This is a genomic window from Peribacillus kribbensis DSM 17871, assembly GCF_000430765.1.
Taxonomy (GTDB): domain Bacteria; phylum Bacillota; class Bacilli; order Bacillales; family DSM-1321; genus Paraperibacillus; species Paraperibacillus kribbensis.
Genome location: NZ_AUMQ01000033.1, coordinates 1 through 23,425 on the forward strand (window position 1 = coordinate 1; position 23,425 = coordinate 23,425).

A 23,425-nucleotide genomic window follows, 5' to 3' on the forward strand; every position below is an offset into this window, starting at 1 on the left:
AGCTTCGTCTATTTTAGATGCAGGATTTGATGATGCCACCCAATTCTATGGAGAACCAGCTGACTACCATGTACATCTCCGCACCACTAATGTATTGGAAAGATTGAACTCTGAGATTCGAAGACGCGAACAGGTAATCCGTGTCTTTCCAAATCATCAGTCTGCTTTTCGCCTAATTGGAGCTGTGTTAATGGATTATGCTGATACGTTAGACTTGGGCGGCCGAAAATATCTTCATACTTCAAATTAGGAAACGTACACCAAAAGTTTTGGGAGGAGGAGGCTAGCCTCCTCCTCCCAAAACCTCATAAACATAGTGGTTTACATTGAACATTATTTTTACACAAGATGCTGGACTTGACTCGCATGGAGCTCGTTCAGGGTTATATTAAGGGGAGGTTACCGTTATACTCTGAAAAACAGCAACTTTTTAATTTTTCGAGTCAATAAGGGGAATTTTTCCCTTTACTTCTGATCAGGCACTTTACCTGATCCCCAAACGACAATAAGAAAAAGACGTATGCCAATCCATACGTCCATTCTTGTGTCTTATAAGAGTCATCCGCTTACTTTTTAACCGTAATGCGGGTGGCTTTACTTTTGTTGCCTGCTGCGTCTGTGGCTGTGAGATAAAGGACACGGCCTGCCGGTTGTTTCGGTATGGAGACTGAGAAGGCTGTTGTTGTTTTTGGGATCTTGAAGGTACGGAGTGTTTTGGTTCCGTAGGTGATCCTGATGGTGGCGCCTTTTTCAGATTTCCCTTTTATAACAGTCGATTTACTGGTGATGGCGTATACGTATGGTGCCCAAGGTGCTGTGGTATCGAGCTCTGTCAGCTTCAGGGTATACGGCCTCGTGGAGTAGTGGCTGTTCGCTTCAAAGATCTGGATGTAGTTGCTGCCGGGCTTCACATTGAGTGTAAAGCTTTCGCCGCCTCCAAGATTCTTCGCATCATGCTGTTGTTCCTCCGCCATTTTTCCGTTTACGACACGGTCGGACCACACGATGTGATCAATCCCTGGAATGGCGCTGACATCCACCTTCACCTTCATGGATTTAGCCGCTTTTATCACATACCAGTCCACATCATTCGGCAGCTGGTACTTATCTGTAAAGCTTTTATTCACTGCCAGGATCCGGGCCGTTTTTCTGACACTTCCCGAGTCGCCGCCCATATTCGGCAATTCTGTATTTAAGGCGTTGAACAGATTCACGGCGCCAAAGCCCGTGCTGGTATTCCAGCCTGTGTAGCCGGGCAGCTTCACGCATGAGCTTTCCAGCAGATATTCAATTTGAAAAGGAGTAAGCCTGTTTCCAGCCGAAAGCAGAAGGGCCCCCATTCCGCTGACAATCGGAGCGGAGAAGGAGGTTCCCGCGGCACGGTGGTTGTACCCTCCCTGCATGGTCGGTACGACGATTCCTTCGCCGGGCGCCATAAGGTCCAGAGCTTCGCCTGTATTGGAGAACACAGACCTTTTATTTTGAGAATTCACCGATCCTACACTCAGGACCTCAGGATATCCTGCCGGGTATGAGACTGGCATCCGGTACTGGCCTTCATTTCCTGCTGATGACACCACCAGGATGCCCGCAGCTGATGCTCGAAGAATTGCGTCATATTCCGCCTGGCTCGGTTCAGGGCTGCCGAAGCTTATATTGATGATATCCGCTCCCTGCTTGATGGCATAATCAATGCCGCGTACTTCATCCGCAACCTCCGCTCCTTTTGGGCTTCCAATTTTAACAGGCAGAATTTTGATTCCTGGAATATTCGCGGCCACTCCGGCAATCCCGGCAGAATTATTCGCACTTGCCGCTATGACACCTGCCACTTCTGTTCCATGTCCTGCATCATCTGAAGCATCTTCGTCATTATTGACAAAGTCATATCCAGGAAGAATCTGCCCTCCTAAAAACTCTTGATGCTTGAAGTTGATCCCTGTATCGAGGACGGCTACCTTCACAGGCCGGGTAAAATTAAAGGTACCCCAAGCCTTTAGAATCCCAGTGTTCTGCAGGTACCACTGCTCCTTCACATAAGGATCCTCAGCAGAACTCACAGATAAATGCTCTTTCATCCGGTTCGGCTCCACAGCCGTAACTCCCTGCAGACTGGCTGCAGATTTTAGAATATGGCTGTAATCCACTTTCTCCGGAACCTTCACAATGCTGATCAAATTCTGTCCGCTTTTAAAGCTCCTCACTTTGGTCAGGTTATGTTCAGTTATGAACGGTTGAATGGAGCTTTTGGAGCTGATCAATAGTTCGCGATTATGTATATCTGATATTTGGGTTTTGCTTTCTGAAACCCGAATCTCTTTATCTGCAAAAAATGTTTTTTCTTTACGGGCAGTGTTCTCATCTGCCAGCACATTCTGGGGAACAAAGGAAACAAGAGCTGCTGCAAGGGCCATTGGGGCTGCCAGCTTATGAACGTTTTTAAACATGTCTGCCTCCCGGTTATGAAGTAATCTCTATATTTTTATGATCCTATCATTATCCGCCAATCGGACAGCGAAAAACATCAGGGATAAGACCTATTTTTAATAGCCTATTCAGCCTCTTACCTACTGCCCTGAAAAGGAATCTAGTAAAACTTCGTCTTTAGCACATTATACTGCTTACAAAGGTAACTGCAAGAAAAAAAAGCCCCGGCCCATTCGGCCGGAGACTCCTCTTTAGTTCAATTTCTTTTTATCTTTGCTGTATATATTCACAACATACGGATCATTCCGTACACTCTTTGCCTTTACATCTTCCAGGATAAAGGCCTTGATTTCGCCTTTTATTCGCTTAGCCAGCTTCTCTGCATCCGGATCTTTGGAAGAAACCGTTATGGTCAGATTCATCTGCAGCGGAAGCGGATGGAAGGAATAGGAGAAATGCTTAATCTTGAATTCTTTATTTTCGACGAGACCCTGGACAATGGTATCAATGATTCCGGCATTTCCCCAGCGGATTTCCTGTTCGCGGGCCTTCATATCGGACTTGCGGATATCAAAGTAAAACTCGCCGTATGGGCTCGTCATCTTTTTAAGCGCCGCTTTCAGCTCCGCATCTCTATGCTCTGTCTTGGCAATGGATACATACATATAATTCTCAAATTTATCGATCCTCACCTGAGGCGGGAACGGGGTCTCATAGTGATTTTCCTTCAGGTAGGCCGTGACCTCCTTCTCCACCTCTATGCTCTGTTCCTGATATTCTTTCTCCTCCGCGCTTTCCACAGGCGGATTCTGGGGAGTGATCGCCACAAGCTTCACCTTAATGTCGTAGGTTCCATACTTTCTTGCTGCAAGCGCCTCATTGACTCTTTGCGCTGCAGTCTTCTTTGCTTGTTCAATTTCATGCGCTTCCCCATAGATATCAAGGGTCATTCTTTTGTCAGCAACCGATATGCTGGATGGATACAGGCTCCATCCTTTCTTTGAGCCCGCCTCCATAACTGTCTTGGTGATTTCCTCCTGAAGCTCCTTTTGCTTCACGAAAGAGCTTAAATAAGGAATTTTAGCCGCCACATTGCCCATGGCCGGTGAAAAGAGAGAAACGGCTGTCAGGCTCATCACCAAAAGGGCCGCTGAAATCATGGAATATCTAAGAGTTTTCCTTCCGGCACTGGAAGGCTGCCTCCTTAAATAAACCAAATTATCATTCTTGACCGCCTTCAGGACCTCCTGCTTATGTTTTTCTTCAAATGCAATTCCAAGTGCATCCGGATAATTCAGCTTTTCTTTCATTCTGCCTCTCCTCCCTCAAAGAATCCTTTTAACTGCTGCCTTCCTCTATGGAGCCTGGTTTTCACCGTGTTGGCATTCAGGTTCAGCAGGCCGGCGATTTCTTTGATGGAAAGCTCCTCATAATAATGCAGGATGATGACTTCACGAAGCTTGACGGGAAGGGCCAAAACCTTCTTAAAAATACCTTCTTTATTTTCCTGATCCAGAAGCTTATTTTCCGTAAAAACTGCCCCCTTTGTCAGGAGAGAGCTGAAAAAGTCTTTATAAAAGATATGTTTAAATGACCAGGAATCCAGGTAGTCCTTGCATTTATTGACTGTGATGCGATACAGCCAGGTCTTATAAGCAGAACGGTTTTCGAATCTATCCAAACTTTGATAGCAGCTGATGAAAACCTCCTGGGAAATGTCCTCTGCCACCTGTTTTTGTTTCACATATGTAAAAGCAAGCCTGATTATCATATCCCCATACTCTCCCATAAGCCAGACCAGCTGCTCTTCGCGCGGAAGATGATGGATTTCATCCGGAGATGAATGCTTTGTCATTTTCTTCACTTGCATCCAGATCCTCCCCTCTGTACAAACGTTAGACGGAGCCACATGGAAAATGGTTCTGTTTTTCCATTCACTATTTTTTTTGCGATATCCCTATGGTTATCCTGATGGCGAAACCGGGTAAAGTCCTTCATCACCCCAGATCGAAAGAGGCAGCAAATTTCCTGAAGGATTTTGCCGAAACACAGCGAATAATTCATTAGCAGGACAATGAAGAAAGGGGCACAGATATGCTATAAAAATGCTATCTAATTCGCGGGCCTCCCATCCCCATGGACCTTTTGAATTGGAATCCAAAATGAGAAAAGGGAGGAATTCATATGAACTATGATCAAGACTTTTTGCTTCTGCTGGAGGATGCCAAACAAGAATTTTCCGGCTGGGATTTTTCGTATGTATCAGAGACCGGACGATTCCAAACCGAGCTTCTGCCCTGGTCTTACGGCAGTATGGCCATCTGCCATGTCCGGAAAGCAAAGTCGCTGCTGGATATGGGAACAGGCGGCGGAGAATTTTTATCAAGAATGAAACCGCTCCCGGAGCATACACAAGCCACTGAAGGCTATGAGCCAAATATAGCTGCTTCAAAGGGAAAGCTTGAACCTCTCGGGGTAACGGTATCCTATATTACGGATGATAGCAGCCTTCCTTATCAGGACAAGAGCTTTGATTTAATTCTGAACCGCCATGAATCCTATTCTCCTGCTGAAGTCCGGAGAATTGTGGCCGATCAGGGAGTTTTTCTCACCCAGCAGGTTGGCGGGGCGGACTGTTCGGAAATCAATGAAGCACTCGGAGTGCAGGTCAACCCGGAATTTTCCCATTGGAATTTGCAGCATGCCGTGGAGCAGCTCACCCAGAATTCCTTTAAAATTGTCTATTACTCGGAACATTTTCCCATACAAAGGTTTTACGATATAGGTGCTTTAGTGTATTATTTAAAGGCCATTTCATGGCAGGTGCCCGGATTCCATACGGAAGAGCATATCGACCGGCTGTATCAGATTCACAGGACTATCTCAAATACAGGCTTCTTTAATACAAGGCAGCACCGATTTGTTATTAAAGCGGAAGCTGTGTAGAGTCCGCACGAAAGGAGGAGCAGAAACGCTCCTCCTATTTATCCTGCACTTGTGGGTATACTGAATGAAAATTGTAAGCGGTCAAGAGCACCATCTGTTAATCCCACAATATCATTGGGTTCATAAGCCGGCTGTGTTTTCCTAATAATAGTTATTAAATAAAACTAAGGTCTTCAAGGGCAGCCTCTCTTCATTTATACAGATCCGAGTTCAAGCTTTTTCAGCCTTCCAGAGAAGAGAAGTACGAGCACCAGGATTCCGCAGAACATAAGAAAAATAGTATGAGGCCCGGCCGCTGCCACTAAAGATCCTGTTGCAAGAGACGAAGAAATTTTGACAAGTGAAGCCAGGATAGTCCGGACTCCTGTAACCCGGCCGATCATGTCTGATGAGGTTTTAATTTGAATGAAGGTCTGTGCTGCAATGAGATGCCCCATGGTAAATAAGCCGAACAAAAAGACCAGGATGATCGTGAAGGTGAAGTTTCCGGTAAAGCCGATCAGCAGGGAGGTCAGACACATCCCGCCCATCGTATAAAGAACGATGGTTTCTTTCTGCTTTTTTATGAGTGTATTCATTCTGAGTCCTGCGAGAATACCGCCGACGGTAAAGGCAATTTCCATAAAAGAATAAAGGCGGCTTCCTCCGCCGAGGCTGACCGCAAACGGAAGCATGATGGTCATGGCGAGCTGGATACCGATAGAATTAATAATGGATAAAAACAATAAATATTTCATGCCCTGCTCCCGGTTCACATACAGGAAGCCTTCTTTTAAGCCATTCCAATAGCCATGCCCCCTTTGTTTAGGAGCAATATCCGCGAGCCTCTGCACATGCCGGTACAAGAGGGCCGCCCCGCAGAAGGAGATAGCATTCACAATGAAAAAAAGATAAATTGGAAATATAGAAATCAAGGCGCCTGACAGGCCTGTCCCTATAATATAAAGAGTCTGATTCACTGAATTGGATCTGGAGATGATAAAAGGCAGATCCTTCTTTTCAAAGGACTGTTTGATAAAGCTCTGGGATGCCGGCTTATAAATGGTATAAAAGACCGCAATCATAAACTGAAATAAATAGATAAGATACAGTTCACTAATTTGAAGATACAAGCAGACTGCCATTGCCAGAACCACGGCTCCCCTGCTCAAATCCGTCAGGACCGTAATTTTCTTAGAATCATAGAAATCCACAATCACGCTCAAAAAAGGCGTTAATAGAATACTTGGCAAATAATAAATCGCAATCATAATGCCGATGGATAAGGCATTTCCCGTCATATGATACATATACCAGTACAGCGCAATCTGCTGTATGCCATCACCAAAATCGCTGATGCCTGCCCCGAACAGATACAAAATCTTGTTTCGACCCATATCATGCTGACCCCTCACTGTATTTCTTTCCTTAATAACCGTACCCTCTCTGCATAAAATTCTCCTTTCGCTTGATCCTTCAATACATATAGGAAGAGATCTGTCATAAGAAGTGCCGTATCCAGCCGGTATAGCGCCAGGACCTCCCGGGGCGTTCCGGTTAAAACATCCCGATTCGGATATCCCCTCAGAAATTCGCCTACATCCAGCTCTCCCAGCTCCAGCACCCGCATGATATCAAGCGCCGCCGGTCCGATCAATGCATTATCCCAATCAAAGATCGCGGCTGCTTTCCCCTCTCTCCCGATTAAATTCACAGGCCGGATATCCATATGAAGCAGGCAGTGCGGAGAGCGGTTTAGAGACAAAACTTCCTGAAGCTTATCTTTTTCCAGCAGAAATCCATCTTCCGGGAAAAGATTTTTTAACGCCGCCATGCGCCGCTCAATCCTTCTTGCCAGATAACTCTCCATTCTCTCATTTCCCTGATTGGATATCACAAGACCATCCACCTGCAGCTCATGTATCCTGCCGGCAAAGGCACCGATCTCTGTATCTGGAACCGGAACTCCATCTCCCTCAATAAACTCCGTCACCAAAAAATCAAGCTCCTCGCCAAAATGCAGCAAATGAACCCTGGGAACAGGCAGGCCAAGCGAAGAACAAAATACATTCAAATCGTGCTCCTTCTGCAGCGACCAGCGCCACTCCTCCCGGCTCTTATCCACAGAAGGCACCCGCACAGCAAGCTTCCCCCGTTCCCCCTCCTGCAAAAAGAACACCGCATTATCCACACCATTCCCCGCCAGCCGCAGCTCCTCCATTTCCCAGCCATACTGCCCGCACAAAACCTTAGTTAACAAAGCCATCAACCCCTGAAGTTCCATAGTAAAACTCCCTTCATACAGGATTTATTTTCCATCTCCATTCTAAGCCTGCCTGCTTTATTAGTAAATGTTGAAAAAATTAGTTTTGGTTATAAGATATACTTATGATTTAGGGATTGGGCCGGAATCTAGGTGGAACTGTTTCCTTATCGCTATAGGGGCATGATCGAATCTGAAGGGTGGATGCTCGATTTTTTCAGGATCATGCTCGATATTTCTGGGATCACGATCGATTTTTTTAAATTTCTGATCGATATTACCGGATTTATGATCGATTACTGTGGGGAGGTTGGTTTGGGTCTTGGTGTTCGGACGGGTTTGGGATTAGCATTATTCCGGTTAGGGGTTTGCTCACCTGCCGATGTCTTTTGCTGAATTGCTCCGCCAAGGATTTTTGTTCAGCATAAACGATTTTTTGCTCAGGCACCCCCTCTTTTTGCTCACACACCTATGGTTTTTGCTCAGACCCACCCCCCTTTTTGCTCACACACCTATGGTTTTTGCTCAAACCCAACCCATTTTTGCTCCGCCAAGAATTTTTGCTCAGCATAATCGATTTTTTGCTCAGCACAATGGCTTTTTGCTCGGGCACACCCTCGTTTTGCTCACACACCCATGGTTTTTGCTCCGCCCGGACCTTATCCTCAGCAGCATCTATATTGTTTTTTTGCTCCGCCCCAAACCCACAGCACCACCATAGACAGCAAAAAAGACTGATCCCTAAGAACAACCCTGCTCTTTGAATCAGTCTTTGTTATATAACCTAAGCTTTCCGGAATTCTGATTGAAGCAGTCCCATGATGATGATGTTGTGGTGCTGGTGGTTGTATTAGATGGCTTTGCGTTTGGTTCCTTCGATTTTGAAGCCTAGTTTTTCGTATACTTTTTATGGCTCTTGGGTTGTAGGAATGGACTTCTAATTCGATGCGGTGAAGATTGTAGACGCCAAAGCCGTATTCCAGCAGCAGTTTCATGGCTTCTGGTCCGTTGCAGTTGGAGAGGTAGCGGTCCGTGGATATTTGGATCCTAATGTAGGAGGCCCCTCCCAGCAGGTCGATGTAGCTCAGTTCGACATTGCCGATTCGCTCTTCTGTTGATTGATGGATAATCATTAGATAAATCCGGCTTTCGTCCTTTGAGATCTTTGCTAAATAGTCCGCCCGGTAATCTCTGCTGTAGACTCTTTTTAATCCGGTGCAGAAGCGGTTATCCTTATGATAGAGGCTCTCATAGAGGAAGTCCAAATCTCCTTCTTCATACGAGCCTTAAAAAAATTGCACCATGTTTCTTCTCCTTCTATCTTTCTTAGCGAACTGCCCCAAAAGGGAGAAACGCATGGACTCCTTTACGGACGTTAACAATCTGGGTCACACGCAGATCAACTGCCATGGTTGCCAGCGCATAGGCTTCGACTCTTGAAATGCCATAGAGCGAGGCCATAAAATCCAGCATATCGCTTAATGCGAGCCACATGGCTTCTTCCAGATCTTCATGGAATGCCATGGTAAGCCAGCCTTCATTGGTTTTGGCAATCGGCCGCTTGATATTTAGATTTTCATTTATGTTAAATGTCAGGCTCACCCGTTCCATGCCGCATTCCAGCGCGGGACCGGATACCTCTCCGTCTCCCTGGACCGCATGACCGTCGCCTGTTGAAAAAAGACCGCCTTCCACCGATATGGGCAGGTACAGGGTGCTTCCCGCTCTGAGTTCCTTGCAGTCCAGATTCCCTCCCCAGTAGGAAGGCTTCAAGGTGGAGTGCTCCCCTTTTTCTGCAGGAGCAACTCCCATAATTCCCATGAACGGGTTCAGCTTGACGCTGTACGGAAAGTTTCCAAACAAACTTTCTCCTACCATTAATGTGGAATCCAGTTTAAAGTCGAGAGTAAGCTCTTCCTCCTGATCAAACCCAAGTTTTTTGTTCCAGTAGCTTGGAAAACCGCCGGCAGATGTCCAGCCATATCCGTCCGGCACAATCTCATTAATTCTCACTTCCAGAACCCGCCCCGGCTCGGCTCCCTTAATAAAAACAGGGCCTACAAGGGAATGGCCGAAGCCGCTCGGCTTTCGTTCCGGAGAGATGTCTGTGAATTTCACCCTCGCTTCTCCCGGAGCCTTCCTAGGCTCCATCCCCCAGGATGCATCGAGAGTTTTAAAAATGACTGTATCTCCCTGATCAATGGTCAGGGCTGCTTCCATTTCACGGCTGAAAAAACCGTGAAGAGATTCTTTACTCGGATTTAGATAGTGAATACTAGACATGGGCACCTCCAGTTTATCAAGCATAAATTCCCTTATGTAAAAACTCCTCAATGTTCCTTTGGACTTCCGATCCCATTTTCAGGTAGTAAAGCCTAAAGTATAAAGCCTTTAAGAAATTGGATACATTTTTACGAAGATAGAACGATTCTAAAGAATAGCCTTCTTTTTCTTTTTCATCAATAAATGAAATCAGGCTGCCCACCCAAGTTGAAAGCTGCTCCTCCGGCAGATCTTTTTTGATCAGTTCCTGAACAATATAGAGCAGCCGCTCATCTTCGCCGTCTATGTAAATGGCGTCCTTATGAAGCAGACATTCACCAATTGCAGTAAGGAATTGTTCTGCCCGTTCCAGTCTGAATGACGGATGGCTGATTGCACTGGCCAGCATATCGGCTCCATGTGCAATGCTGGGGCCTTTCCCCTCCACATATCCTCTTGGATCTTTTTCTTCTATTAGATAGGAGGCGCTTTTCTCAGATGCTCCTAACACAGGGCTTTTCCTTATCTTTTCTAAAGAGCAGGGCGATCAAAAGAGACTGGAGAATGAGCGGGTAAAAACGGAATCGCTTTCCTTCTCGCCTATTTTATAAAACAGGCGGTTTTCATCCAGACAGGCGTCAAACAGACTCTCCATCTGTCCTGTAGTTAAATGATTGCCTTTCATCAGCTTGCAATACGTTGAATAGATGAGGCTGTCCCTCAGCTCACTGTCCACAGAACCGATGTTTGCAAGCATCTGCTCGAGCAGCCAGGCTTCGGGAGGCTGTTTCTCTGAATTCATATTCTTTAAGGCTTCCTTCAGATGCAAGATTCATTTCTTCTTTTTAAAAAAATCCCTTCAAATAGAAGGGATTCTCTTGGTGTGATTATAAAATGTGTGTCTAATCCGGACTTCCCATGCTTTGGATCGGGTAATAGCGAAAATCTACGATGCCGATGACAGAATCTTCTTTGATGGCGCCAAAGATACGGCTATCCGAACTGTTCTTGCGGTTATCTCCCATCACAAAGATACAGCCTTTGGGCACAGCAGCCTCGAAATCTCCAGTCAGGAGGCCGCCTAGATACAGCTCCTCCTTCTCTTTTTCGAGGTAAGGCTCCTTGTAATACTGTCCGTTGATGTATAGATGGTCATTCTTAAACACAATCTTATCCCCCGGAAGACCGATTACCCGTTTGATATAGTTCTTGTCGGCATCGGGCGCATGAAAAACAATCATGTCAAACCGATTCACCTTTTCCAGTTTGTTCACGATGAGCTTGTTGTTGTTTTCGAACGTCGGCTCCATGGACACCCCTTTGACGGTGACAGGAGCTAAGAAAAATTGCTGGCAGATCAAGAGTACCGCAAGGACAAAGATCACAGACTTCGTCCAGGATAAGACCTCTTTTTTAGCGGATTCTGACAACGGTATTCCTCCTCGCTGGATTTACTGGCCCCTCTTCTTTTTCAAATCGAAATAAGCGTCCATGACCCTGCTTCCGATGTTCTTGTTTGTACCAGTATCTGACGTCTGGTAGGCCCATGGAACCACGACGCTCATGGCTACCTCAGGATTATTGTAAGGAGCATAGCCGACTAGGGTGATATTCCAGGTTGGAGGCGGCATTTTTCCGTATTTTTTCCGGTCCGGACCATCATAGAATGCCTGGGCTGTCCCGGTTTTTCCTGCAGGCAGATAGGATTTACTGCCGAAGGTCTTATATCCGGTTCCATCCGGTGACTGCATGACGCCCCGGAAACCTTCCTGCACCCGTTCAATCCAGCTCTGTTTTAAATCAAGCTTGTTCAGTACGACCGGCTTTATATCCTCAACGACCGGTCCCAGCTGGCCATTCTTATCGCCAGGCTCGCGGATCTGTTTCACAAGATGCGGTTTGACCCGGAATCCGCCGTTCCCGATGGAAGACACATACTGTGCCAGCTGCAGCGGTGTATAGGTATCATACTGCCCGATGGCCAAGTCGAGGATCAGGCCGGGATTCGTATCCGCCGGGCTGTGGAATCCCGCAGATTCGTTCGGAAGGTCGATCCCTGTTTTCACTCCGAGACCAAATGCGGCAAATGAATTTCTCATTTTGCTGAAGGTGCCAGGCTTGATGTTCAGGTTGCCATTCGGAACATAATGAGTTCCGCCGATCTTCATGGCTGTTTTGAACATGTATACGTTGGATGATACTCTCAGTGCCTTCAGATCGTTGATCGGACCGAATGTGCTGTAGGATTTTTTCACCGGGGTATGCTTTAAGACAATCGGCTCATCCACTTCTACGTTTCCAGGGCTGATCGCGCCTGTTTTGTACCCGGTAAGCACAGTCGCACCCTTGACTACGGAACCAACGGTATAAGACGTGCTGAAGGTTCCGAGGGCATCGTCCTGAATGGTCCGTTTGCCTGTCTTTTTATCCCGGACAATCCGCTTCCCGGACATCGCCAGTACTTCACCTGTATGAGGATCCATCATGACGACATAAGCACGGTCAAGAAACGGCGTATCTCCATAGGTATTCTTCGTCTTCAGAAGCTCCTCGGAAACAATCTTGTCCACTTCTTTTTGAAGGTCCATGTCAATGGTAAGGACAAGATCATCCCCTTTTTTCCCTTCCTGGATGACACTGGAGCTGACGGTAGCTCCTTTAAAGGTAACGTTCTTCACTTTTTCCCGCTGGCCTTGAAGAACATCCTCATATTCCTTCTCAATATAGCTCTTGCCTACGCGGTCGTTCCGGTTATACCCCTGCGCGACCAGCTTGTCAGCCACTTCGCTTGGCAGTCCCTCCTCCGTGGTCGATACCGCACCAAGGACGGTCTTGAGGGTATTCCCCGTCATATACTTCCTTTCCCAGTCCGTAGTGGTATTGACACCGGGAAGATCGTCCAGCTTTTCGCTGACCTTCGCAAATTCTTCGTTTGTAACATTCTTATTCTTGATGAACTGAGTGGTTAAAGCGTAGCCGCCTGCCATCTGGCGGTAGATCGCCAGCACTTCAAGATCGTGCGGGGTGAGAGTATTTAACTCCTCCGGCGTAATCCGGTCAAGCTGAAGCTTGTACTGCTCTTTATTGTCCAGCTTTTTCAGTTCCTTAGCGGTGATTTTTTTCGCTGCAAGCTTAGGATGGATCAGGATCCAGTAATCCTTCTTGTCACGCTCGGTCACCTTTTTTGTATCCTTATAAATCATTCCGGAAAGAGTCTCAGCTATTTGCAGCATCTCCTTCGGCTTGGCATTCTGCGGCCTGGTATACGTAATCGCATTCTGCGGCGTATTGGCTACAATGCTTTTTCCATTGCGGTCCATGATCGCTCCCCTTGGGGTCGGATTCTGGATCGTCACATCCTCCGTACGCTCTGCCTCACGCTTGAAATCTTCACCATATACAATTTGCAGAAACCCGAGCCTTACAACCAACACGGAAAACAACAGAAATACGACAAAAAATAATAGATTGAAGCGAAGAGAAACACGGTTCTTCTCTTTTTTAGGTTTTTCCAACTCCATGCATCTGCCTCCATGCTGCTAGATTTATGCTTTCCCAGAATGGCTAAAGTAATAGTCCTATATATTATAGACGTTCTTTATGTAAATTTGTAACATTATATAGGGGATTCTGCCAAAATTCTTCTAATTATTGGCCGATGCATGGGTCTTTTAGGATTCAACAATTTCCACATTTCTTCCGGCTTTATTTTGTATATCGTGATAACTTAATAAAAACTCCCAATCCTGCCAGGAAAAATCCTAAACAGAACAAACTGGCCGGGCTGCCCCAAACGATATCGCTCATCTTATTCCCTCCCCGCTGCAGTCATTTCCTTCATAACTTTTTAACAGAATCCAAATCAGCTTTTTCTCAAAATGCTAATCCTGACTCCGGCTGCGACCTCCTCCTGCTTCACTTCCTGAAAGCCCAGCGATTTGTACAGGGTTCTCGCAGGGAGGTTCAGGGATCCGGTCGAAACGATGAAGTGTTTCCGTTTATTCAGCTCAAGCAGCCGCCCCATCAGCGCCCGGCCAATTCCTTTCCTGAAATAAGACGGATGGACGACCAGCCGGCAGATATCGATTTCAGACTCCCTCTCTTCGAACGAAACAAAACCAGCCAGCATACTATCAATATAGTATCCGATAAACGTCTCCCCGCTTTTCATGATGTCTTCCATACCATCCTTCAGCTGGGGGATTCCTTCAAATCCGATTAAATTCGCTTCTACACGGTAGGCGGGTATCTGCACAGCCAGTAGATCGGCTGCATTGCTTGGAATGCTGTGATCCACGAAACAAATCATCTTTTTCACCTCTCTTTCTATTTTAATGGAAAACTATTAAGATGAAGATAGTATATGTAAAAATTTTCAAAAAAGAGGTGATGATATGGAGCTGCTCCATCAGATGGTTCAAAAGCTGGATCAGGAACTGCGGATAGACGACTATGGAAAGGACTCCGGTTTCAGCCGGTTTATACCCGCGGTCTATGAACCTGCCGGGTTTGAATGGGACATGTTTTTCGAGAAAAAATTCACTGAGCTTTTTAACGGCCTCATGCTTAAAGGAGGGCCGGAAGTCAGCAAAGTTTTTCTCGCCGTTTTCCCCGCTGATGAAGTACTGGAGAAATTTATCGCTGAGGCAAAAGAAGGCGATCTCCTCTTCATGCATCATCCATTGGTAATGGAGTGCGGCGATCCTCAAGGAAAATGGGGGCAGGGATTCATCCCGGTTAAGGAGAGATACCTGAGGCAGATCAAAGAAAAGAAATTATCCCTCTATACCTGTCACACTCCCCTTGATTATCATCAGGAGCTTGGAACAAACGGCGCGATGGCAAAGGCCCTGAACGGAAACGTCATTGATAGATGCCTTCCCAATGAGTTCGGGGAATACCTGGTCTGGATCTGTGAGATTCCGTCCAAAAGCACCCAGATGCTGTTATCTGAACTGAAGGAAATCTTTGAAATCCCTTATGTGGACTTTGAAGGCCCTGCGGCAGGACGTATTGAAAAAGCGGCCATCATTGCCGGCTGCGGCGATAAAGTCTCATGGATGGAAGAGGCCCTGAGAAAAGGGGCACAGGCTTATATTACAGGCGAAATCCACTGCCACATCAACAACGAATATGGCAGACGCAGATACAGCGAAATGATGGAATTCGCAACCCGATCCCCCATTCCTCTTATTGGAGTTTCTCATGCCGCCTCTGAGTTTTTGGTCATGAAAACCCTGATGAAGGATTGGTTTGAGGCCAATTTCAAAGTAGAGACTGTGATGCTGAGACAGGATCAGTGGTGGGTGTAGCCGGGTTTTAGAAATATACGCTGGATCCCTTAAAAATTTATGCTGGATTTCAAGGAATATATGCAGGATTCTTGAAATTTATGCTGGATTTTTAGGAATATATGCAGGATCTTTGAATTTTATGATGGATTTTCAGGCATATATGCAGGATCACTTGAGTTATGCTAAATGATAGCTAATGTTCTCCTGCAATAAATCCGTTCAGAGATGGACTTTAGACTACAACTTTTGGTTGAGAAAAGCCCGGCTGCGGATAAAACGCAGCCGGGCTTTTAGTTTACTGTGCATGATTCAAAATCTTAACGTTTCCGATACTATCCGCAACGGCATTTCCGACATCTTCCGTTCTGGACGTTCCCCCCATATCGGGAGTAAGAACGGATCCCTCCACCATCACTTCTTCAATAGCCTCTAAAATCCGTTCTGCCCACTCCTTATTACCGAAAAATTCAAGCATTTGGCTTGCTGACCAGATCGCAGCGAGCGGATTCGCAATCCCTTTCCCTGCAATGTCAGGTGCGGAGCCGTGGATTGGTTCAAACATCGATGGAAACTCACGCTCCGGATTGATATTAGCTCCCGCAGCTAGGCCCATTCCTCCCGCAATCGCTGCACCAAGGTCGGTAAGGATATCCCCGAAAAGGTTCGTTGTAACCACGATCTCAAATCTCCATGGTTCTTTTACAAAGAACATCGCCGCTGCGTCCACTAAATAGGAGTATGTTTTCACATCTGGATATTCGGCGGCAATCTCTTCAAACACCTGATCCCAAAATACCCCGGAATAATTCATGGCATTTCCCTTGCTGATGCTGGTAAGAGATTTCCCCTGCTTTCTGGCCTCCTCGAAGGCATAGCGGATGACCCTTTCTGTACCCGTCCGAGAAAAAACACCAGTCTGCAGAACCACCTCATGCGGCTGGCCTTCATATAGCCAATCCCCTTTTCCGGCATATTCCCCTTCGCTGTTTTCCCTGATGACGAGCATATCGATCTGTTCCTTTGCAACTCCTTTTAACGGGCAGGGAGCTCCCTCCAGCAGCCTAATGGGCCTAAGATTGATGTATTGATTAAAGCCTTTCCGTATTTTAAGAAGCAGGTCCCATAATGAAACATGATCCGGCACCCCTGGATAGCCCGCGGCACCCAGGTAGACAGCGTCAAACTTCTTCAGCTGCTCAAGGCCGTCTTCAGCCATCATCCTTCCTTGTTTCAGATAATATTCGCATCCCCAGGGAAAGTGTGTAAACTCAAAGCCAAAGCTGCCATCAGCTTCCGCCGCCTTATGTAAAACCTTTATTCCTTCCCTCAACACTTCCGGACCGATGCCATCACCGGCAATCACTGCGACTTTATATAGCTTTTTCACGTTCCATCCCCGCTTTCTGAATCTATGGGAAAAGAGGCTGCCTCACACAAGGATCAAAACCTTGTTTAGGAGAAAGCCTCTCACTCCATTTTTAAAATTTACCCGATAATAAATGGCCCGCATTCGGTACATTTGTATTCAAATTTAGTTTATTCAGGATCTTATAGACCGTAGAAGTGGCAGCAGACAGAACCGGCAGGCCAATCCGGTCCTGGACGGTCTGGATCGCTGGAAGGGATGGCATCTGCACGCAGGCTGACAGGACAACTGCATCTGCGCCATTTTTATTTAGGGAATCCGCGTGCTGAATCAGATTTTGGGGATCCAGTCTGCCAACTTCAAGATTGTCGGCAACTTCCAGACTTATAGAATCAATGACTTCAATCCCTGCGGTATTCAAGTATTCAATCACCATATTGGTCAGCGGCTTCATGTATGGCGTGATAATGGATACCTTCTTCGCACCAATCGTCTGGATGCCTTCAATCAGGGCTCCTGCACTGCTGACAATCGGGGCCCTTCCGCCATTTCCTTCTGTCGCATGGCCCAGCTTTTCTTCAGAAATCTGATGATAGCCTGGTCCCTGGCACATGATAGCGATTAAACAGGCATACGCGAGCACGTTACAGCGTGCATCGGACAGTTCAACCGCACAACGGAGGCTGTCTTCATCCATTTTCTTTAACTCTTCCGGATTCACATGCATCATGCGCATTCTTGAGGAATGGAAGGTAAAGGTTTCATCGGGCCGAACTTGCTGCCTGGCCTGAAGCATGGCTGGAATTTCCGTTTCCATAGTGGTATTGGAGCTTGGTACAATGAGTCCTACGCGATAGTTTTTTGTCATGGCTTATTCCTCCTAGTTTGCAGCGGCTGCACATGCCTGTACTTTGTGAAGCCGTCCTGTCAATTCTCTTTTAGTTAATGGTTTTACAATTTCAAGCGTCTGTTTAAGGGCATCTATGTCTATTCCAGTCTCGATACCCATTTCATGGAGCATAAAAACTACATCTTCTGTAGCCGCATTCCCAGCGGCCCCTGGTGCGAATGGGCATCCGCCCAATCCCCCGATCGAGGTATCAAAGCTTGTTACCCCTTCTTTTAGAGCTGCTAAAATATTGGCAAGGGCAAACCCGTAGGTATCGTGTAAATGGGCCGTAATGGCTGCCCTTGGTCCGATAGCGGTAATCTGGCTGAACAGTTCTGCCGTCTGTTTAGGATTGGCCCGGCCGATCGTGTCGCAGATGACGATTTCATCCACCCCTTGCGAATCGATCTCCTGAACCATTTCAAGGACCGCCTTTTCTTCTACTCTTCCTTCAAAAGGACACCAAAAGGAAGTGGCGATATTATATCGGATGAAAATCTGGTTTTTTCTCGCGTCTTTAACCACCGCTTCGAAATTCCTGAGCGATTCTTCCCTGCTCATTTTGACATTATTGCGATTGAAGCTGTCGCTCGCTCCCACTACCAGAGACACGGCCTTCACTCCATTCTCCAAAGCGCGTTCATACCCCTTTGCGTTTGGGACCAGGGCCATATACTGTACATCCGGTGAGTGCTCGATTCCTTGGAGGACCGCTCTCGCATCCTTCATCTGCGGGACATATAACGGGTGGACGAAGGATGCTGCCTCCATTCGTTTCAGTCCTGTTTGATTAAGGGAATTGATCAGTTCAATTTTTTTATCTGTCGGAATAAACTCCGCTTCATTCTGGAGGCCGTCTCTCGGCCCCACTTCGACGATATTCACTTTCAACGGAAGAGTCATTTCACTTCCTCCTGACTTTTGGATATCCCCAGCTTCTTTGCGAGATACGGCTCAAGACCGCCGAGCTTAACCATATCCACTAAATGCTCAGGCAGCTTTGTTCCCCTGTATTCTTCCTTCCGGGTATGGTTCCAGACAGTCCCTTCAATGAGGTTGATTTCAATTTCATCTCCTTCATGAATGAGAGAGGTATCTGCTATTTCAACGACTGGCAGGCCGACATTGATGGAATTCCTGAAAAAAATACGGGCAAAGGAGGAAGCAGCAACAGCGCCTACCTTCAGGTGCTTAAGCACCATCTGCGCGGTTTCCCTGCTCGACCCCGAGCCGAAGTTTTTCCCTGCCACGATAATATCTCCCGGCCTTACTTTTTCTGAAAACGAAGGATCGATCGCCTCCATCGCATGTTCAGCCTGTTTTTCGGCCGGCAGGCTCATATACTGGCCCGGTGAGATGATATCTGTATTAATGTTATCTCCGTATTTCCAGACACGTCCGCGAATAATCGATGACATTTAATGAACCTCCAATTCCATGTATTTTCGGGGATCGGCAATCTTCCCTTCAATGGCCGTGGCTGCCACTGCGGCAGGAGATCCTAAGTACACTTCGCCCTGGGCGCTGCCCATTCTCCCCCTGAAATTTCGGTTCGAAGAAGACATGACCACCTCTCCCGCTCCAATCACGCCGCTGGTAAATCCTCCGCACGCACCGCAGGAGGGCATGTTCACTACACAGCCTGCCTCCGCCAGGATATCCAGAATTCCTTCTTTATTCGCCTGCATCCAGACATACTGGGAAGCCGGGACCACCAGGCAGCGGATATGTTTAGAAATTTTTCTTCCTTTTAAAATTTGCGCGGCTGTCCTCAGATCGCTTAATCGCCCGTTTGTACATGAACCGAGATACACCTGGTCCACCGGTGTTCCTTCGACGGCCTGGACCGGATGGACATTATCGACTTCATGTGGGCATGCAATCTGCGGTTCGAGCTCAGAAGCATTATAATACAGCGTTTTGGCAAACACCGCATCCTCATCACTCGAAAGCAATTCGATTTCATCCGTCACACCTTTAGAACGTAAAAATCGGACGACTTCCTCATCGGATTCAATAAGGCCGGTTTTTGCCCCGGCTTCTACAGCCATGTTGGACAGCACGAGCCGATCATCCATTGATAAAGAACGGATGGCACTCCCTGAAAATTCGATGGCTTGATAGGTAGCCCCTGCGTGTCCGATGTCCTTAATGGTCTTCAGGACCATGTCTTTGGAAAAAACGCCCGGACGGAGCTCCCCATCCCAGACCACTTTTATGGTCTCAGGCACCTTGAGCCAGGTTTCCCCTGTGAGCAAAACCCCTATCATTTCCGTCGAGCCTATGCCTGTGGCAAAAGCCCCCATTCCGCCAGCCATACAGGTATGGGAATCCGTACCAAGAATCAGCCTTCCCGGCCTGACATGCCCATGCTCTACAATGACCTGATGGCACGGACCTTCGAATTCATAATAATAAGGAAGCTCATGCTCACGTGCCCAATCCCTTGTGAATTTCAAAATATCGGCCTGCTGGACAGTGGCCGGGGGTGTGCAATGATCGGATACGACCACCACCTTATCCCTGTCATAAAGCCTGCCTCCGAGCCTCCGGAAACCAGGATCAACGAGCCAGGGCCCCAGAAGATCATGCATCATGGCGATATCAGGCTTCACCCACACTATGTCGCCTGCTTTTACCTCACCCTGGCCGGAGGACCTGGCAAGAATTTTCTCAGACATTGTCATTCCCATTTCCAATCGCCTCCTTCCTTAAATAACTCCGTTTTCCTTTAACTCCTGAAGCTTGCCTTCTGGAATATTCAGCAGCCCGGAAAGCACTTCTTCCGTATGGGCTCCAAGCTTCGGCCCTGCCCATTCAATGCTCCCCGGTGTTTCACTCATTTTAGGAACGATGCCCGGCATCTTTAAGCTGCCAAGCCCTTCAACGGCCACGCTCTCGATCATCCTGCGCGCCTGATAATGCGGGTCGTTCACAATATCCTCAATCGAGTAGATGGATCCCGCCGGAACCTTCGCGTCATCCAGATGCTTCATCACTTCAATAAATGGCATGCTCTTGGTCCACTGTTCAATGATTCCATCCAAGTAGACGGCATGCTCAGAACGCTTGGCATTATTTTCAAATCTTGGATCCTCTGCCGCATCCGGGTGTCCCATTGCATGCATAAGTCTCTTAAAAATGGCGTCCCCATTCGCCCCAATCACTACATATTTTCCATCCTGGCATAGATAGGTATTGGAAGGAGTAATGCCCGGCAGCGTACTTCCTGTCCTTTCCCTGACAAGGCCAGTCCGGTCATATTCAGGCAGTGTACTTTCCATGAGGCTGAAGACCGATTCATAGAGGGCCACATCGATCACCTGCCCCTGGCCTGTCCCATTCACATCCCGATGATAGACCGCCATCAATGCACCGATGACAGAATACATGGCAGATAATGAGTCCCCGATTGAGATTCCCACCCTTGTCGGGGGACGATCAGGGTAACCGGTTATATAGCGCAGACCTCCCATAGCTTCACCGATTGAGCCAAACCCCGGTTTATCCTTATAAGGACCGTCCTGGCCGTAGCCCGATACGCGGATCATGATCAATCCTGGATTTATTTTCTTAAGTTCTTCGTAAGAAAGCCCCCATTTTTCCATGGTGCCCGGACGGAAATTCTCTATTAAAATATCAATCTCCCGGACAAGCTCACGCACCAGCTCCTGCCCTTCAGGCTGCCTGAGATCAATCGTCACAGACTTCTTATTCCGGGACTGGACATACCACCAGAGGGACGTTCCGTTTTCTACCACTCTCCAGCTCCTGAGAGAATCACCATTTTTAGGAGACTCAACCTTAATGACCTCTGCCCCAAATTCCCCAAGCAGTCTTGATGCAGACGGACCTGCGATCAGCTGCCCCATTTCTAGAACCTTCAATCCTTCCAGTGCTTTCTTCCCCATACAATCATCTCCCAGTTGATTTTCAGGGGCACTCCTTAACAACGCCCCATGGTTTTAATAAACGAATAAAACTTCCCATTCTTTTAAAATGAGAAGTTCTTATCTTTTTAGTTACCGCTCGTCAGCTCTGTTCCTTTTGTCTCACGAATGGCAAGGACGAGGAATGCTGCGACAAAATAGGAAATAGCCGCCATGGTAATGACTACAGGGAAAGACATGCCTGCCGCAAGCAGGACCGGCACAAGCTTAATCCCGGCAATCGCCCCGACACGGCCAAAGTTAAAACAAAATCCTGCCGCAGTGGAACGGATGCTTGTAGGGAAAAGCTCAGAATACCAGGCTCCAAATCCGCTGAAATAACCTGTAAAGAATCCAAGAAGTGCAGACATGACCCCAAGCTTCACCACATTGCCGCCTGATAAAGCCAGTACTCCATGTGTTAATGGCATATGGCTTGATACATAGGTAAAGGCTGGAATAATCGCAGTCATGCCAAGGAAAAAGATCATAAAGGATAATCTGCGGCCAATTACCTCCGCTATGTAACCGTATACAATATATCCTGCCATGGCTCCAACTCCTGTCCACACAAGGAACACTGGTGCCTGATCGATCCGGATGCCGAGGATCTGCTGTAAATAAGTCGGAACAAAGGTAAAGATAATCCAGTATCCCAGCATTCCCAGGATAGATACAGAAAGAGCCAGGGCAGTGACCTTAAGATGTTTCTTATGAAAAATAACACCCAGACCCGCTTTTTTCGTATTCTGTTTCATAAATTCACGGTTAGCCAGCCATACTGGCGATTCTTTTACAAAAAATACGATAAAAAGAAGTGTTGCAAAGGCAGGGATGCTGGCAATGAAGAATAGATTTCTCCAGGATTCAGGATCCGCTGGATTTAAGATGTTCCAAGCAAAGATAGCTGCCAGAAGATTTCCCCCAGACCAGCCAGTCTGCATAAATGACAGAGCCTTCGCCCTTCCTTCAGGCTTCCAGACCTCCGAAATCAATGCAGCTGCTGCTGACCATAGACCGCCCACAGCAAAGCCAACTAAGAATCTATATATATTCAAAGCTGCAACACTATCAGCAAAGCCGCAGAGAAGCGTCCCAAGAGCGTAGGCAAATACAGAGAGGACAAGCGTTTTTTTACGGCCGATCCGGTCCGAGATATTTCCTAGCACATATCCCCCGATGCCTGTTGCCAGCAAAAACCAGGCAACCGTTGAAACCACAGAACTGATTTCGACTTTAAAAGTAGTCGCGATCGCCAAAAGGACAAACCCAAATACCCCAGCATCCAGCGCATCAAACAACCATCCAAGCCAGGAACCCGCAAGCGTTAAATACGCAGACCTGTGGCTCCCGCTTTTCACTTCATTTTGCACCAATTCTACTTGTGCCGACATAATATACCCCCTTAAATTCGTAAAACGAGTCATTGAAAGTCCGCCGGCTTTATTTTTCTTAGCCTGCAGGCCTTTCCCCTTTTAAAAGCCTGCAAGCCTTCATATTAATTAAATATAGCAAACGCTTTCAATTTTCTAAATATTAACTCACATGAGTGTCGACTGTCAACAGTCAACGTCTGAATTTAGTCAAACACCGCATCTTTTCAGCATTTTGCTTGGTGTTGGCTTGTCATTTAAAGTGTTGTAAACTACGGTTATATAGATTTTTAAAGATTGGGAAAGAACCCGTACAGATATGCTGTTTTTCTGTGTACTAGTTTGTTTTTAACGGGCGGTTCTTTTCTGGGCTGGCCGAGTATCGACCTTTTGATTGCTTCTTACGGACAATTCTTTGCTGGGACTGCCCAATTTTGTCCTTTAGACCGCTTCTCATGGACAGACCTTTGCTGGGGCGACTGAGTTTTGTCCTTTAGACCCCTTCTCATGGACAGATCTTTCCTGGGGCGACTAAGTTTTGTCCTTTAGACCGCTTCTCATGGACAGATCTTTGCTGGGGCGACTGAGTTTTGTCCTTTAGACCCCTTCTCATGGACAGACCTTTGCTTGGGCGACTGAGTTTTGTCCTTTAGACCGCTCCTCATGGACAGATCTTTGCTGGGGCGACTGAGTTTTG

Annotated in this window: 22 protein-coding genes; 3 read left to right on the forward strand and 19 right to left on the reverse strand. The window is 47.0% G+C overall.

All coding sequences use genetic code 11. The annotated features are described in order from the left end of the window. On the forward strand, positions 1-250 hold a 250-nt coding region (locus H539_RS0105485), incomplete at its 5' end, for a transposase (protein WP_026692700.1). 316 nt (positions 251-566) lie between these two features. Here H539_RS0105485 and H539_RS29995 read toward each other — a convergent pair. The 3 genes from H539_RS29995 to H539_RS0105500 all read right to left on the reverse strand — a co-directional run bounded on the left by H539_RS29995 (position 567) and on the right by H539_RS0105500 (position 4,297). Beyond that, positions 567-2,447, reverse strand: a complete 1,881-nt coding sequence (locus H539_RS29995) for a S8 family serine peptidase (RefSeq protein ID WP_026692701.1) — start codon at positions 2,445-2,447, stop codon at positions 567-569. Positions 2,448-2,678: 231 nt separating this feature from the next. Beyond that, the gene (locus tag H539_RS0105495) at positions 2,679-3,737 is read right to left on the reverse strand and encodes a DUF4030 domain-containing protein (protein WP_026692702.1); all 1,059 of its coding nucleotides are present in this window, start codon (positions 3,735-3,737) and stop codon (positions 2,679-2,681) included. After that, positions 3,734-4,297, reverse strand: coding sequence for a sigma-70 family RNA polymerase sigma factor (locus tag H539_RS0105500; protein ID WP_245602133.1), 564 nt, complete (start codon positions 4,295-4,297; stop codon positions 3,734-3,736). Before H539_RS0105500 ends, H539_RS0105495 begins: the two co-directional genes overlap by 4 nt. 314 nt (positions 4,298-4,611) lie before the next feature. On the opposite strand from H539_RS0105500, the gene H539_RS0105505 reads away from it, so the two are divergent. Beyond that, a complete protein-coding gene (locus H539_RS0105505; RefSeq protein WP_026692704.1) occupies positions 4,612-5,373 on the forward strand; it encodes a class I SAM-dependent methyltransferase in 762 nt (253 codons plus the stop codon). A 194-nt stretch (positions 5,374-5,567) separates the two neighbouring features. On the opposite strand, the gene H539_RS0105510 is transcribed toward H539_RS0105505, so the two are convergent. From H539_RS0105510 to H539_RS0105560, 9 genes are all read right to left on the reverse strand, one after another. Continuing rightward, a complete protein-coding gene (locus H539_RS0105510) occupies positions 5,568-6,749 on the reverse strand; it encodes an MFS transporter (RefSeq protein ID WP_035321975.1) in 1,182 nt (393 codons plus the stop codon). 14 nt (positions 6,750-6,763) lie between these two features. After that, on the reverse strand, positions 6,764-7,636 hold the full coding sequence (locus H539_RS27815) for a phosphotransferase family protein (protein ID WP_051348449.1): 873 nt from the start codon (positions 7,634-7,636) through the stop codon (positions 6,764-6,766). Positions 7,637-8,280: 644 nt separating this feature from the next. After that, positions 8,281-8,880, reverse strand: coding sequence for a GNAT family N-acetyltransferase (locus H539_RS27820; protein WP_051348450.1), 600 nt, complete (start codon positions 8,878-8,880; stop codon positions 8,281-8,283). A 61-nt stretch (positions 8,881-8,941) separates the two neighbouring features. Next, positions 8,942-9,898: an acetamidase/formamidase family protein gene (locus tag H539_RS0105535; protein WP_035321999.1), complete on the reverse strand. Its 957-nt coding sequence runs from the start codon at positions 9,896-9,898 to the stop codon at positions 8,942-8,944. Between the two features lie 16 nt (positions 9,899-9,914). Continuing rightward, positions 9,915-10,388, reverse strand: a complete 474-nt coding sequence (locus tag H539_RS0105540; protein ID WP_026692709.1) for a DUF2785 domain-containing protein — start codon at positions 10,386-10,388, stop codon at positions 9,915-9,917. Between the two features lie 36 nt (positions 10,389-10,424). Beyond that, positions 10,425-10,679, reverse strand: coding sequence for a hypothetical protein (locus tag H539_RS0105545; protein WP_155889949.1), 255 nt, complete (start codon positions 10,677-10,679; stop codon positions 10,425-10,427). A gap of 100 nt (positions 10,680-10,779) precedes the next feature. Then, positions 10,780-11,307, reverse strand: a complete 528-nt coding sequence (gene lepB, locus H539_RS0105550; protein WP_026692711.1) for a signal peptidase I — start codon at positions 11,305-11,307, stop codon at positions 10,780-10,782. A 21-nt stretch (positions 11,308-11,328) separates the two neighbouring features. Then, positions 11,329-13,398 carry a peptidoglycan D,D-transpeptidase FtsI family protein gene (locus H539_RS0105555; protein WP_051348451.1) on the reverse strand — a complete coding sequence of 690 codons (2,070 nt, stop codon included), beginning with the start codon at positions 13,396-13,398 and terminating at the stop codon, positions 11,329-11,331. A gap of 341 nt (positions 13,399-13,739) precedes the next feature. Beyond that, entirely contained in the window at positions 13,740-14,186 is a 447-nt protein-coding gene (locus H539_RS0105560) for a GNAT family N-acetyltransferase (protein ID WP_026692713.1), read from the reverse strand. 85 nt (positions 14,187-14,271) lie between these two features. Between H539_RS0105560 and H539_RS0105565 the strand changes: the two genes are divergently transcribed. Continuing rightward, a complete protein-coding gene (locus tag H539_RS0105565; protein ID WP_026692714.1) occupies positions 14,272-15,189 on the forward strand; it encodes a Nif3-like dinuclear metal center hexameric protein in 918 nt (305 codons plus the stop codon). Positions 15,190-15,466: 277 nt separating this feature from the next. On the opposite strand, the gene H539_RS0105570 is transcribed toward H539_RS0105565, so the two are convergent. From H539_RS0105570 to H539_RS0105600, 7 genes are all read right to left on the reverse strand, one after another. After that, positions 15,467-16,558: a tartrate dehydrogenase gene (locus tag H539_RS0105570; protein WP_026692715.1), complete on the reverse strand. Its 1,092-nt coding sequence runs from the start codon at positions 16,556-16,558 to the stop codon at positions 15,467-15,469. 91 nt (positions 16,559-16,649) lie between these two features. Continuing rightward, complete coding sequence (locus H539_RS0105575) at positions 16,650-17,405, reverse strand: maleate cis-trans isomerase family protein (protein WP_026692716.1); 756 nt, start codon at positions 17,403-17,405, stop codon at positions 16,650-16,652. Between the two features lie 12 nt (positions 17,406-17,417). After that, positions 17,418-18,329 carry a hydroxymethylglutaryl-CoA lyase gene (locus tag H539_RS0105580; protein ID WP_026692717.1) on the reverse strand — a complete coding sequence of 304 codons (912 nt, stop codon included), beginning with the start codon at positions 18,327-18,329 and terminating at the stop codon, positions 17,418-17,420. Continuing rightward, positions 18,326-18,844 (reverse strand): LeuD/DmdB family oxidoreductase small subunit, encoded by a 519-nt coding sequence (locus tag H539_RS0105585; RefSeq protein WP_026692718.1) that lies wholly within the window; start codon positions 18,842-18,844, stop codon positions 18,326-18,328. The genes H539_RS0105580 and H539_RS0105585 overlap by 4 nt, the downstream gene beginning before the upstream one ends. Next, positions 18,845-20,119 carry a 3-isopropylmalate dehydratase large subunit gene (locus H539_RS0105590; protein WP_026692719.1) on the reverse strand — a complete coding sequence of 425 codons (1,275 nt, stop codon included), beginning with the start codon at positions 20,117-20,119 and terminating at the stop codon, positions 18,845-18,847. 18 nt (positions 20,120-20,137) lie between these two features. Beyond that, a complete protein-coding gene (locus H539_RS0105595; RefSeq protein ID WP_026692720.1) occupies positions 20,138-21,337 on the reverse strand; it encodes a CaiB/BaiF CoA transferase family protein in 1,200 nt (399 codons plus the stop codon). 107 nt (positions 21,338-21,444) lie between these two features. Continuing rightward, the gene (locus H539_RS0105600) at positions 21,445-22,749 is read right to left on the reverse strand and encodes an MFS transporter (protein ID WP_051348452.1); all 1,305 of its coding nucleotides are present in this window, start codon (positions 22,747-22,749) and stop codon (positions 21,445-21,447) included. Positions 22,750-23,425 lie beyond the last annotated feature (676 nt).